At 58.4% G+C, this 12,443-nt stretch carries 16 protein-coding genes and 1 tRNA gene; 12 read left to right on the top strand and 5 right to left on the bottom strand.

Annotated features, from left to right (window positions below; all coding sequences use genetic code 11):
* The first annotated feature begins 5 nt into the window (after nt 1-5).
* The 10 genes from atpE to B9Z34_RS11135 all read left to right on the top strand — a co-directional run bounded on the left by atpE (nt 6) and on the right by B9Z34_RS11135 (nt 7,886).
* Nucleotides 6-254 (top strand): F0F1 ATP synthase subunit C, encoded by a 249-nt coding sequence (gene atpE, locus B9Z34_RS11090; protein ID WP_019429175.1) that lies wholly within the window; start codon nt 6-8, stop codon nt 252-254.
* A 36-nt stretch (nt 255-290) separates the two neighbouring features.
* Nucleotides 291-761: a F0F1 ATP synthase subunit B gene (locus B9Z34_RS11095; RefSeq protein ID WP_108428181.1), complete on the top strand. Its 471-nt coding sequence runs from the start codon at nt 291-293 to the stop codon at nt 759-761.
* Nucleotides 762-783: 22 nt separating this feature from the next.
* Nucleotides 784-1,314: a F0F1 ATP synthase subunit delta gene (locus B9Z34_RS11100; RefSeq protein ID WP_108428182.1), complete on the top strand. Its 531-nt coding sequence runs from the start codon at nt 784-786 to the stop codon at nt 1,312-1,314.
* Nucleotides 1,315-1,358: 44 nt separating this feature from the next.
* Complete coding sequence (atpA, locus tag B9Z34_RS11105) at nt 1,359-2,912, top strand: F0F1 ATP synthase subunit alpha (protein WP_108428183.1); 1,554 nt, start codon at nt 1,359-1,361, stop codon at nt 2,910-2,912.
* A 27-nt stretch (nt 2,913-2,939) separates the two neighbouring features.
* Nucleotides 2,940-3,827 (top strand): F0F1 ATP synthase subunit gamma, encoded by an 888-nt coding sequence (gene atpG / locus B9Z34_RS11110; protein ID WP_108428184.1) that lies wholly within the window; start codon nt 2,940-2,942, stop codon nt 3,825-3,827.
* A gap of 38 nt (nt 3,828-3,865) precedes the next feature.
* The gene (atpD, locus tag B9Z34_RS11115; RefSeq protein ID WP_108428185.1) at nt 3,866-5,269 is read left to right on the top strand and encodes a F0F1 ATP synthase subunit beta; all 1,404 of its coding nucleotides are present in this window, start codon (nt 3,866-3,868) and stop codon (nt 5,267-5,269) included.
* A 70-nt stretch (nt 5,270-5,339) separates the two neighbouring features.
* Nucleotides 5,340-5,753 (top strand): F0F1 ATP synthase subunit epsilon, encoded by a 414-nt coding sequence (locus B9Z34_RS11120; protein ID WP_108428186.1) that lies wholly within the window; start codon nt 5,340-5,342, stop codon nt 5,751-5,753.
* Nucleotides 5,754-5,871: 118 nt separating this feature from the next.
* Nucleotides 5,872-6,321: a nuclear transport factor 2 family protein gene (locus tag B9Z34_RS11125; RefSeq protein WP_108428187.1), complete on the top strand. Its 450-nt coding sequence runs from the start codon at nt 5,872-5,874 to the stop codon at nt 6,319-6,321.
* A gap of 4 nt (nt 6,322-6,325) precedes the next feature.
* Nucleotides 6,326-7,336 (top strand): YheT family hydrolase, encoded by a 1,011-nt coding sequence (locus B9Z34_RS11130; RefSeq protein WP_108428188.1) that lies wholly within the window; start codon nt 6,326-6,328, stop codon nt 7,334-7,336.
* Nucleotides 7,329-7,886: a DUF2946 family protein gene (locus B9Z34_RS11135; RefSeq protein WP_108428189.1), complete on the top strand. Its 558-nt coding sequence runs from the start codon at nt 7,329-7,331 to the stop codon at nt 7,884-7,886. Before B9Z34_RS11130 ends, B9Z34_RS11135 begins: the two co-directional genes overlap by 8 nt.
* A gap of 43 nt (nt 7,887-7,929) precedes the next feature.
* Here the strand turns inward: B9Z34_RS11135 and B9Z34_RS11140 are convergent, their stop codons facing one another.
* Nucleotides 7,930-8,454 carry a cytochrome c5 family protein gene (locus B9Z34_RS11140; RefSeq protein ID WP_108428190.1) on the bottom strand — a complete coding sequence of 175 codons (525 nt, stop codon included), beginning with the start codon at nt 8,452-8,454 and terminating at the stop codon, nt 7,930-7,932.
* A 141-nt stretch (nt 8,455-8,595) separates the two neighbouring features.
* Here B9Z34_RS11140 and B9Z34_RS11145 point away from each other — a divergent pair.
* A tRNA-Arg gene (locus tag B9Z34_RS11145) sits at nt 8,596-8,671 on the top strand.
* Between the two features lie 54 nt (nt 8,672-8,725).
* Here B9Z34_RS11145 and B9Z34_RS11150 read toward each other — a convergent pair.
* Nucleotides 8,726-9,265 (bottom strand): C40 family peptidase, encoded by a 540-nt coding sequence (locus B9Z34_RS11150; protein WP_108428191.1) that lies wholly within the window; start codon nt 9,263-9,265, stop codon nt 8,726-8,728.
* Between the two features lie 106 nt (nt 9,266-9,371).
* Nucleotides 9,372-10,076 carry an orotate phosphoribosyltransferase gene (gene pyrE / locus B9Z34_RS11155; protein ID WP_108428192.1) on the bottom strand — a complete coding sequence of 235 codons (705 nt, stop codon included), beginning with the start codon at nt 10,074-10,076 and terminating at the stop codon, nt 9,372-9,374.
* 10 nt (nt 10,077-10,086) lie between these two features.
* On the opposite strand from pyrE, the gene B9Z34_RS11160 reads away from it, so the two are divergent.
* Entirely contained in the window at nt 10,087-10,878 is a 792-nt protein-coding gene (locus tag B9Z34_RS11160) for an exodeoxyribonuclease III (protein ID WP_108428277.1), read from the top strand.
* A 96-nt stretch (nt 10,879-10,974) separates the two neighbouring features.
* On the opposite strand, the gene B9Z34_RS11165 is transcribed toward B9Z34_RS11160, so the two are convergent.
* Both B9Z34_RS11165 and B9Z34_RS11170 read right to left on the bottom strand, forming a co-directional pair.
* Nucleotides 10,975-11,688, bottom strand: coding sequence for a methyltransferase (locus B9Z34_RS11165; RefSeq protein WP_108428193.1), 714 nt, complete (start codon nt 11,686-11,688; stop codon nt 10,975-10,977).
* A 146-nt stretch (nt 11,689-11,834) separates the two neighbouring features.
* Nucleotides 11,835-12,149 carry a BON domain-containing protein gene (locus B9Z34_RS11170; protein ID WP_108428194.1) on the bottom strand — a complete coding sequence of 105 codons (315 nt, stop codon included), beginning with the start codon at nt 12,147-12,149 and terminating at the stop codon, nt 11,835-11,837.
* Between the last annotated feature and the right edge of the window lie 294 nt (nt 12,150-12,443).

Here is a 12,443-nt window from a genome sequence, read left to right on the forward strand (position 1 = left end):
TTCTCATGGAAAACATTCTCGGCCTGGTGGCATTGGCATGTGGTTTGATCGTTGGTCTGGGTGCTATCGGCGCTTCCATCGGTATCGCTTTGATGGGCGGCAAATTCCTCGAGTCTTCGGCTCGTCAACCTGAACTGATGAACGAACTCCAAACCAAGATGTTCATCTTGGCGGGTCTGATCGACGCTGCGTTCCTGATCGGTGTGGCCATCGCTTTGCTGTTCGCCTTCGCCAACCCCTTCGTTCTGAAGTAATCCACGTACCTCTTCCAACAGAAGAAGGACTGAACCGTGAACATTAACGCTACTCTGTTCATTCAGATGATCGTTTTTGCGATTCTGGTGTGGTTCACGATGAAATTCGTGTGGCCCCCGATCACAAAAGCGCTCGATGAACGGGCACAGAAAATCGCTGACGGCCTCGCTGCTGCAGACAAAGCCAAGTCCGAACTCGCCAACGCCAATGCGCGTGTCGAGTCCGAGTTGGCCAAGTCGCGCAACGAGACGGCTTCGCGCCTGGCTGATGCCGAGCGCCGCGCCAATGGCATCATTGATGAAGCCAAGGCACGAGCCACCGAAGAAGGCAACAAGATCATCGCCGCTGCCAAGGCTGAAGCCGAGCAGCAGTCAGTCAAGGCCCGCGAAGCTCTGCGTGAGCAAGTCGCTGCCCTGGCCGTCAAAGGCGCCGAGCAGATTCTCCGCAAGGAAGTCAACGCTGGTGTCCACGCTGATCTGCTGAGCCGCCTCAAGACCGAGCTGTAAAAAGCTCCAGCCAGAGAAGACCATGGCAGAACTTGCTACCATCGCCCGCCCTTATGCCGAAGCGCTGTTCAAGGCGCAGGCATCCGATCTTGCTGGCACGGCCGCTTGGCTGGATGAACTCGCTGCTGTTGCCGACAACGCGCAGCTGCAGCAGTTCATCGACAGCCCCAAAGTGTCCGATGAGCAGGCGTTTGACCTGATCTCCGGTGTGGTGCGCACAGCACTGCCCGAGGCTGGCAAGAACTTCCTGCGCCTGGTGATCGAAAACCGCCGTCTCAGTGCGTTGCCTGTGGTTGCACAGCAGTACCGCGCCCTCATGAATGCGCAAGGTGGCACCGCTGATGCGGTGGTTTACAGCGCATTCCCCATCGACGCTTCGGCTTTGGCTGATTTGTCGTCCACGCTCGAAAAACGCTTTGCGCGCAAGCTCAACGTGAGCGTCGAGCTCGATGCCGCCCTGATCGGTGGCATTCGTGTGGTGGTGGGCGACGAGGTGCTCGATACCTCCGTCAAGGCCCGACTGGAACAAATGAAATCGGCCCTCACCGCTTGATGCGGATTGAGACCGGACATATTTAAAGAAAGAAGGAAAGAGTCATGCAACTCAATCCCGCAGAAATTTCTGAACTGATCAAGAGCCGCATTGAAGGGCTGTCCGCCAGCGCCGATATCCGCAACCAGGGCACCGTGGTGTCCGTGACCGACGGTATCGTTCGTGTGCACGGCCTGTCCGATGTGATGCAGGGCGAGATGCTCGAATTCCCGGCCACTGCAGAAGGTGCCGCCACTTACGGTCTGGCCCTGAACCTCGAGCGTGACTCGGTCGGTGCTGTGATTTTGGGTGAATACGAGCACATCTCCGAAGGCGACACGGTCAAGTGCACCGGCCGCATTCTGGAAGTGCCCGTCGGCCCTGAGCTGATTGGCCGCGTGGTGAACGCCCTGGGTCAGCCGATTGATGGCAAAGGCCCGATCAACGCCAAGATGACCGACGTGATCGAAAAAGTCGCCCCAGGCGTGATCGCACGTAAATCGGTCGACCAGCCCATGCAAACCGGCCTGAAGTCGATCGACTCCATGGTGCCCGTGGGCCGTGGCCAGCGCGAATTGATCATTGGCGACCGCCAGACCGGCAAGACCGCCGTCGCGATCGACGCCATCATCAACCAAAAAGGTCAGAACATGACCTGCGTTTACGTCGCGATTGGCCAAAAAGCCTCGTCGATCAAGAACGTGGTGCGCGCTCTGGAACAAGCCGGCGCGATGGAGTACACCATCGTTGTGGCCGCTTCCGCCTCTGAATCTGCTGCCATGCAGTACGTGTCGGCCTATTCTGGCTGCACCATGGGTGAATACTTCCGTGACCGTGGCGAAGACGCGCTGATCGTTTATGACGATCTGTCCAAGCAAGCCGTGGCTTACCGTCAAGTGTCGCTGCTGCTGCGCCGCCCACCAGGCCGTGAAGCCTACCCTGGCGACGTGTTCTATTTGCACAGCCGTCTGCTCGAGCGCGCAGCCCGCGTGAACGCCGACTATGTGGAAGCCTTCACCAAAGGCGCTGTCAAAGGCAAAACAGGTTCCTTGACGGCTCTGCCCATCATCGAAACCCAAGCCGGTGACGTGTCCGCTTTCGTGCCCACCAACGTGATTTCGATCACCGACGGTCAGATCTTCCTCGAAACCAGCCTGTTCAACGCCGGTATCCGCCCTGCGATCAACGCCGGTATCTCGGTGTCCCGCGTGGGTAGCTCGGCTCAGACCAAGGTCATCAAAGGCCAGTCTGGCGGTATCCGTACCGACTTGGCCCAGTACCGTGAATTGGCTGCGTTCGCGCAGTTCGCTTCCGATCTGGACGAGTCCACACGCAAGCAGCTCGACCGTGGTGCCCGCGTGACCGAGTTGCTCAAGCAAGCCCAGTACAGCCCCTTGTCCATCAGCCTGATGGGCGCCAGCTTGTTTGCGGTGAACAAAGGTTACATGGACGACATCGATGTCAAGAAAGTCCTGGCCTTCGAGCACGGCTTGCACGCTTACCTGAAGGATTCGTGCGCTGCATTGCTGGCCAAGATCGAAAGCTCCAAAGCACTGGACAAAGAGGCAGAAGCCGAATTGAACACCGCCGTGGCCGCTTTCAAGAAAAGCTTTGCTTAATTTCCACCTGATCAAAAGGAGCCGCTGATGGCATCGGGCAAGGAACTACGCACCAAGATCAAATCGGTGGAAAACACCAAGAAGATCACCAAGGCCATGGAGATGATTTCCGTCTCCAAAATGCGCAAGGCGCAGGAGCGTATGCGCACGGCCCGTCCTTACAGCGAGAAGATTCGCACGATTGCGACTCATCTCGGGCAGGCCAACCCTGAGTACGTGCACGCCTTCATGAAGCAAAACGACGGCAAGTCGGTGGGCTTCATTGTGGTGACCACAGACAAAGGGCTGTGCGGTGGCTTGAACACCAACCTGTTGCGCGCTGTGACCGTTCAATTGCGTGAAACACAAGCCCAAGGCAAGACGCCTTTGGCGGTGGCCATTGGCGGCAAGGGTTTGGGTTTTCTGAACCGCGTCAATGCCAAAGTGGTGGCGCATGTGACCCATCTGGGCGACAAACCGCACCTGGACAAGCTGATTGGCCCCGTCAAGGTGTTGCTCGACGCTTACGCCGCAGGCGAGGTGAGCGCTGTGTACCTGTGCTACAACAAGTTTGTCAGCACCATGGCGCAAGTGCCCACCATCGACCAGTTGCTGCCTTTGTCTTCCACCCAGATGGAAGCAGACACCAAGGCGGCAGGTACCGTGGTCCACGGGTGGGATTACATCTACGAGCCTGATGCGCAGTCGGTCATTGACGAGTTGTTGGTCCGTTACGCAGAAGCACTGGCTTACCAGGCCGTGGCCGAAAACATGGCTTCTGAGCATGCGGCGCGCATGGTGGCCATGAAGGCCGCCACGGACAACGCAGGCAATGTGATTGGCGAACTCAAACTCGTCTACAACAAGACCCGCCAAGCCGCCATCACCAAAGAACTGTCGGAAATCGTCTCTGGCGCAGCCGCGATCAGCGGTTGATTCCCAGTTCTGCAAATTCAAATTATTTGGAGCGAAAAATGCAAGCCCAAGGAAAAATTGTTCAGTGTATTGGCGCTGTGGTCGACGTGGAGTTTCCACGCAACCAGATGCCCAAGGTTTATGACGCACTCAAAATGGAAGGCTCTGCGCTGACCCTGGAAGTGCAGCAGCAGCTCGGCGACGGCATCGTGCGCACCATTGCGCTCGGTTCCTCTGACGGCTTGCGTCGCGGTCTGATGGTGTCCAACACCGGCAACCCGATCACCGTGCCTGTGGGCAAGGCCACACTGGGTCGCATCATGGACGTGTTGGGTGCGCCCATCGACGAGCGTGGTCCTGTCAGCCAGGAACTCACTTCCTCCATTCACCGTAAAGCCCCTGCTTACGACGAACTGAGCCCATCCCAAGAGCTGCTGGAAACCGGCATCAAGGTGATTGACTTGGTGTGCCCGTTCGCCAAAGGCGGTAAGGTTGGTTTGTTCGGTGGTGCCGGTGTGGGCAAGACCGTGAACATGATGGAACTCATCAACAACATCGCCAAGGCGCACTCGGGTCTGTCCGTGTTCGCAGGTGTGGGTGAGCGTACCCGTGAGGGCAACGACTTCTACCACGAGATGGCCGACTCCGGCGTGGTGAACCTCGAGAACCTGTCCGAATCCAAAGTGGCCATGGTCTACGGCCAGATGAACGAGCCACCAGGTAACCGTCTGCGCGTCGCCTTGACCGGTCTGACCATTGCTGAGTCCTTCCGTGACGAAGGCAAAGACGTGCTGTTCTTCGTGGACAACATTTACCGCTACACCTTGGCCGGTACCGAAGTGTCCGCCTTGTTGGGCCGTATGCCTTCTGCCGTGGGTTACCAGCCAACCTTGGCCGAAGAAATGGGCCGTTTGCAAGAACGTATCACGTCGACCAAAGTCGGCTCGATCACCTCGATCCAGGCCGTTTACGTGCCAGCGGACGACTTGACCGACCCCTCGCCAGCGACCACCTTCGCTCACTTGGACTCCACCGTCGTGTTGTCCCGTGACATCGCCTCGCTGGGTATCTACCCTGCCGTGGATCCTCTGGACTCCACCAGCCGCCAGCTGGACCCCTTGGTTGTGGGTCAGGACCACTACGAAACCGCCCGTGCCGTGCAAGGTACTCTGCAGCGCTACCGCGAACTGCGCGATATCATCGCGATCATGGGCATGGACGATCTGGCCCCTGAAGACAAGCTGGCCGTGGCCCGTGCCCGCAAGATCCAGCGTTTCCTGTCGCAGCCTTTCCACGTGGCGGAAGTGTTCACTGGCTCGCCCGGCAAGTACGTCACCTTGGCCGAAACCATCCGTGGTTTCAAGATGATTGTGGCTGGCGAGTGCGATCACCTGCCAGAGCAAGCTTTCTACATGGTCGGCACCATCGACGAAGCTTTCGAAAAGGCCAAAAAGGCAGCTTAAAGCAGCGCCACGGGATGGCTGATGCAGCCCTCCCGTAGCCCGCTTGAACGCACCTTTTTAAGGAGTAAACATGAACACCATCCACGTTGATGTGGTCAGTGCCGAAGAGTCCATCTACTCGGGCGAAGCCCGGTTTGTGGCCTTGCCCGGCGAGTCTGGCGAACTGGGCATCTACCCACGCCACACCCCGCTGATCACCCGCATCAAGGCCGGGTCGGTTCGCATCGAGAAGGCTGACGGCGGCGAGGAATTCGTTTTCGTGGCCGGTGGCATTCTGGAAGTGCAGCCCGACTGCGTGACCGTGCTGTCAGACACCGCGATCCGCGGCAAAGACCTCGACGAAGAAAAGGCCAACGCCGCCAAGCAATTGGCGGAAGAGGCCTTGCGCAATGCCAAGAGCGAAATCGATCTGGCGCGTGCCCAGTCCGAGTTGGCTGTTTTGGCGGCTCAACTTTCTGCGCTGCGCAAGTACCGCAAGAAATAAGACGCGCTTCTAGCGGGGTGTCTGCAGCCTTGCAGACACTTTCAAAAACCCGGCACACATTGTGACCGGGTTTTTTTGTGTCCCGCTGCACCGTGCAGGCGTGTAGACTTCACCCATCATGAAACGAGCCAAACTGCACGCCGCCATCGTGGGTGGGTCACCCGACGACATCGAGCAAAGCTTTTACGAAGCGCTGCACAACGCCGACATCGAACAGCTCATGGCGTGCTGGGCAGAAGAAGATGACATCGTGTGTGTGCACCCCGGTGGCCCGCGTTTGATCGGACAGGGTGCCATCCGTGCCACATTCGAGGGCATGTTTGCCAACGGCAGTGTGCAGGCGCATCCAGAAAGAGTGCGCAAGATCGTCTCGTTGGCGAGTGCTGTTCACCACCTGGTGGAGCGTGTGGAGGTGATCACCCCGCAAGGCGCAAAACAGGCGTTTGTCTTGGCCACCAATGTTTATCACAAAACCCCGCAAGGCTGGCGCATGGTGGCCCACCATGCCAGTCCCGGTACGGCCCATGACCCGGCGGATGTGGGCGTCAAACCCACGGTTTTGCACTGAACCGATGCAGTACAGAGCGCCAGCGTGGTTGCCGGGCGGGCATGCGCAAACCATTTGGCCTGCTTTGTATGCACGAAGGCGCTGGGGACCACCTTTACCCAAAGTGCGCGAACGTTGGGTGACACCGGACGGCGATTTCATCGACGTTGATCGACAGCCAGCAAGCCGTCTGGACAGGCCGATGGTGGTGCTGTTTCACGGACTGGAAGGCTCATCCGACAGCCACTACGCACAGGCCTTTGCCGATTGGGCGGCGTCACACGACCTCAACTTTGCCTTGCCGCATTTCAGGGGCTGCAGTGGTGAACTCAACCACGGACCGCGTGCCTACCATTCAGGCGATCATCAGGAAATCGATTGGATGCTGCGGCGATTGCGACAGCAACACCGGACGCAGGGCGGACAAACCATGGTCGCGGCTGGCGTGTCGCTGGGGGGCAATGCCTTGATGCGCTGGGCTGCCGAACACGGGGCATCAGCCTCGCAAAGCGCGGACGCGATTGCATCGATTTGCTCTCCCCTGGATTTGATGCAAAGCGGTCAAGCCATTGGGCAAGGTTTGAACCGACAGATTTACACCCGCATGTTTTTGCGCAGCATGAAGCCCAAGGCATTGGCCAAGCTGGCGCAACATCCGGGTTTGTTTGACCGGCAACAACTCATAGCGGCCCGCGATTTGTACGAATTTGACAATGTGTTCACCGCACCCTTGCATGGCTTCAAGAACACCGACGATTACTGGTCAAGGGCTTCGTCCAAACCGTTGATGAAAGACATCCGTATTCCGGCGTTGGCATTGAACGCACGCAATGACCCTTTTGTGCCTGCAAGCAGCTTGCCGCAGCGCGTGGATGTGTCAGATGCGGTCACGCTCTGGCAACCCGAACAGGGTGGCCACGTGGGTTTTGCCCAAGGACCTTGGCCTAGCCACGTGCGCGGTTTGCCGGATGCGGTTGGCTCTTGGTTGATGACCGCCTCCGGGCAAGCCTTCAAGCAGGAGCGATCACATGGATGACATTGTTCGCCAAGCCATGGCCAAATGGCCGAACGTGCCCGATTGTTATGGCTGGTTGGGGTTGGACAGTCGGGGCCAATGGCTCATGCGGGATGACCGCATTCAACAGTTGGGCGGGTTCCAGAGCGGGGTGGACGGTGCCAAGGGCTCCGTGCTGCGACATGAAAAACTCATCGACTTCATCCACCGCAATTACGAGGTCGATGCCCATGGGTGTTGGTATTTTCAAAATGGGCCACAAAGGGTCTATGTGGAGCTGGAAACCACGCCCTATGTGTGGCGCTTGAACGAGCGCTTTGAGCCGACAGCCCACACCGGTCAGGCAACTCAGGCGCTGGCCTGTCTGGTCGATGAACTCGGGCGCGTCTATTTGCACACGCCATTGGGCTTGGGGCTGGTGCACACCTGGGACGTCGGCTTGGTGGCCGAGGCGATCGAGCAAGGCCTTTGGGCGCCTGAGGAATGCATGGCCAGTACCTTGCCCTCGCGTTTTGGTTTCGTGATCAGTCCACAAAGTGGGCAAAACGCCATGCCATCCAGCCAGGCATAAAAAAACCGACCCTCAGGTCGGTTCTTTGGGAGGCCTCAGGCCATCACTTTTTTTCTGCTTCGGCAGCGGGTGCTTTGGGCTCTTCGAACTTACCACCCGCACTGTTGGCCAAGTACACCACAGCGCGTGCGATCTCCACGTCGTTGAAATCGCCACCACCTTGTGCACCCATGGCCCCTTTGCCTTTGAGGGCAGAAGTCACCAAGGTATCGAGGCCTTGTTTGATGCGAGCGCCCCAGGCGGCGGCATCGGCGAACTTGGGAGCACCGGCTGCACCCACTGCGTGGCAGGCTGCGCACTGCGCTTTGTAAACTTCTTCGCCGGCCTTGAGGGGACGGTTGGCGTCACGAATCTCGACCATGCCGATTTTTTGGATGCGCTGAGCGGTGGCTTTTTCGGTGTCAACAGCGCCGGCAGCGGGTTTGTTGGCCGATGTGACGTAGAACACCAAGCCGATGATGATGAACACCGGAATGATGAAAGATGCAAGGCTCAGCAAAAGCATTTGCTTGGGCGTTTTCACCGGGCCGGTGTGTGCTTCGTGCTGATCGTGGCTGTTGTCGCTCATGAAATCCTCTTGTAGGGCTTGGCCGATGGGCCTTGGGATTGACCGGAATCAACCCAATATTATAGCCGCCCACCCTTCGCCGAGCTTGCAAGCGCGAGGAAGAAAGGCAAGCCGTGAGATAATCCATGCGCAATGCAGCGTGCGGCTGTAGCTCAGTGGATAGAGTATTGGCCTCCGAAGCCAAGGGTCGTGGGTTCGATCCCCGCCAGCCGCACCAAATTCAAGTTCGCCACCCTTTGCGGTGGCGTTTTTGTGTGTGCGCGGGTGTCGATCAGCGGCTGACGTTGTCGGTGGTCGCAGGCTCCTGGACACGCCGTGCGCCGGTGAAGCGCTTTGTCCAGTAAGCCGCTCTCAAGTCTTCCACGTGCACCGCCTTGCCCGCGCTGGGTGCGTGGATGAATTTGCCATCGCCGATGTAAATGCCAACATGGCTGAAGGTGCGGCGCATAGTGTTGAAAAACACCAGATCACCAGGATGGAGTTCACTGCGATCGATTTTTTCGGTGGCCATGGCCTGTTCTTCGGCACGCCGAGGCAGCAAACGTCCGATTGAGGTTTCATAGATGTGACGCACAAAGCCGCTGCAGTCAAAGCCCGTGTCGGCCGAGCTGCCTCCCCGTTTGTAGGGAACACCCAGCAAGGTCATCGCCTGACCCAACATCTGATTGGTCTTTTCGCTCATGCTGGTTTTGACCTGGTCGCCCAGCTGAATCAAATTGATTTTTTCAGGCACGCGTTTGGGCCCTGCCTGCGCTTCGTCGTCAGGGGCTGCAAACAGCATCGAAGAGACCAGCAGCAAGCAGGCTGCCATGGCAAAGGGCTTAAATTTCACTTTATGAAAACTTAATCGATAGCTTCACATGATAACCCGCGCAGCCGCAGCCGCAGCCAGGTGACATCGGGTTTGGCGACCAGGGTCACACCCCGTAGCGGTCACGATAAGCCTGAACCTTGGGCAGGTGCAGACCCAGCTCGTTGCCGCTTTGCGCCGACAAATAAGCCAACAGGTCAGACAGCTGGGCGATGCAGCACACGCCCATGCCCAATGTGCCCCGCACATACTGCACAGCGCTGTGGGCCACGTCTTTGACCGAGCCATCGGCTTGCTTTTCGGTGGCCATTTCCTGGCGGTCGAGCGCAATCGCAATGGCGTGGGGCGTGGCCCCGGCGGCTTTGATCAGTTCGATGGATTCACGGGCAGCGGTGCCTGCGCTCATCACGTCGTCCACGATCAGCACCCGGCCCTTGAGCGGCGCGCCCACCAGCGAGCCGCCTTCGCCGTGATCCTTGGCCTCCTTGCGGTTGTAGGCAAAGGGCACGTTTTTGCCCAGGCGGGCCAGCTCGATGGCCACGGCCGCGCCCAGCGGGATGCCCTTGTAGGCAGGGCCAAAGATCATGTCGAATTCGATGCCGCTGGCCAGCAGGGCTTTTGCATAGAATTGCGCCAGTCGTCCGAGCTTGGCGCCATCGTCAAACAGGCCGGCGTTGAAGAAGTAAGGGCTCATCCGCCCGGCTTTGGTCTTGAATTCGCCAAAGCGCAGCACGCCCGAATCGACCGCAAACTGCACAAATTCCTGAGCCAGCGCCTGTGTGTCGGCGCTGCTTGCCTGTCCTGTCACCATGGGGAAATCCTTGTTCAAACTGACCAGCCTCAACCTCAACGGCATCCGTTCGGCCACGACCAAAGGGGTCGAAGCCTGGCTGGCCCAAGAGAAACCCGATTGTATTTGTGTGCAGGAGGTCAAAGCCCAGGCGCCTGACGTGGCGGGCAAGTTTGAAGAGCTGGCGGGCCTGAAGGGCCACTTCCACTTTGCCGAGAAAAAGGGTTACTCGGGCGTGGGCGTCTACACCCGCCATGAGCCCAGCGATGTGGTCATCGGCTTTGACGGCGGCGAGTTCGACGCCGAAGGCCGTTATGTGGAAACGCGCTTCGACACGCCCGGTCGCAAGCTGTCCATCATCAGCGTGTACTTCCCCAGCGGCTCGTCGGGCCCTGAGCGGCAGGAGGCCAAGTTCCGCTTTCTGGAAAAGATGTACCCGCACCTGATGGCCCTCAAGGCCGAGCGCGATTTCATTGTGTGCAGTGACGTGAACATTGCGCACAAGGAGGCCGACCTCAAGAACTGGAAGGGCAACCTCAAGAACAGCGGCTTCCTGCCCGAAGAGCGTGCCTGGATGACCCAGCTGACCACCGAAGGCGGCGTGGTGGACGTGTACCGCCGCCTGCAGCCCGACACCACCGACGCTTGTTACACCTGGTGGAGCAACCGCGGTCAGGCTTATGCGAAAAACGTGGGTTGGCGACTGGACTACCACCTGGCCACGCCAGCCTTGGCCGAGAAGGCCCGCACCGAGCACATCTACAAAGGCGAAAAGTTTTCAGACCACGCACCGATCACCATCGGTTACGACTTGAGTTTGTGATCCAAGGCGTTGCCAGCATGGGCCCTTGGATTTAGTCCGGTGTGACAGGATCGTGGTGTGAGCGTGTCATCCTGGACTTGATGCGGGATCTGTTTCTTAGCGCGTGTAGGTCAGCATGCGCCCTTTGTATGCAGGTTGATCCAGCGTGGCGGCTTGGTCCAGCAGGTGCTCGTGCATGGCAAAGCCCGCACGCGCCATGTGTTTGTGAAAGGCAGCCCGGTTGCCCCGGTTGGGGTCCACCACCCAGATCTCCGAGTGCTGCGCTGCATGGCTGTTGATGAAGCTGGCCAGTGTCCCCTCATCGTCGCGTTCGTACAGGATGTCGCTGCCCACAATCAAATCAAACACGCCACTGACATTCGCATCCTGTGCCAAGGTCAGCACGGGCAGGCCGTCTTCACGCAGCGCAGCCGTGCCCCATAAACCGTGACGGTAAGCCATGCGTGGCAAGCCGTTGAGGCGGGTGTTTTCGTCCAAAAAAGCATGGGTCAAGGGGTGGCAGTCGCTGGCCGTGACATTGGCACCGCGCCGATGCGCCACCAGACTTGACAAACCCAGGCCGCAACCAATTTCCAGAATCCGTTCATCCGTCACGGGCCTTTGAGCCATGCGTTCGGCCATGCGCTGACCTGAAGGCCAAAGCAAGCCAAACAAGGGCCAGGTGGCCGAAGAAATCCCCAGATTGAGGGCTTCGTCCAGAGGGTCGTGGAACTGGTTTTTGTCGAGCAGCGAACGGATCCGCAAATCGTCCACGCCTAGGACAGCGATGGTTTCCTGTTTGGTCAGGTAGCCGGGAGGCGAAGCTTGCAAAAAGACAATCGTTGCAGCGCAAATGCACAAGACGGGAGGAACGCTGGCTGATGCGACTGTACACCGGTCGAGTCCATGCGCTGTCCGTCCTTTTTGCAAAAAGCTTGAACCAGCGCACGGACACGGTCAGAAAACCGCCACTGTCCTCATGGACGGATGGCGATCTCGTTCTTGACCGACTTGACGCCCTTGACACCACGGGCGATGGTTTCGGCCTTGTTGCGCTCCAGGCTGTTTTTGGCAAAGCCTGACAACATCACCGTACCGTTGAGGGTTTCCACGCTGATCGAGGTGCCTGCAACGTCTTTGTCTTCAAAAAAACGGGATTTCACCAAGGTCGTGATGCCCGCATCGTCGATGTAAGCCCCAACCGTTTCTTGCCCACGCGTCACCGCGCAACCCGATGCAGCCAAAAGAACCAGGGAAGCGGCCATGGCGGCCAGCGATGTTTGACGGATCATGATGAATCCTCAGTTGGGTGAAAGTTGAACGAGTCAAGGCGCAGCCTGATCAGCCTCAACTGAGTTTTATCTTGAATGCCATTGGTCCGCCTGTCTGTGCTCTGACTCACAGACCTGCCGTAGGTGTGCCAAACCACAGACGCCTGTTTGTTTGATCTTCTAAAGTGGGCCTCTGCATGGCTCGGCTTCATTCAAAAGGCTTTTATGTCAAATCAAAAAACGGCACCGGAAAAAATTTCGTCGATGAGCGCGAACATTTTCGCGGTGGGCACGGGTGGCTTGGCTGCCCTTGCA

The sequence above is a fragment of the Limnohabitans sp. Hippo3 genome, from assembly GCF_003063665.1.
Taxonomy (GTDB): Bacteria; Pseudomonadota; Gammaproteobacteria; order Burkholderiales; family Burkholderiaceae_C; genus Limnohabitans_A.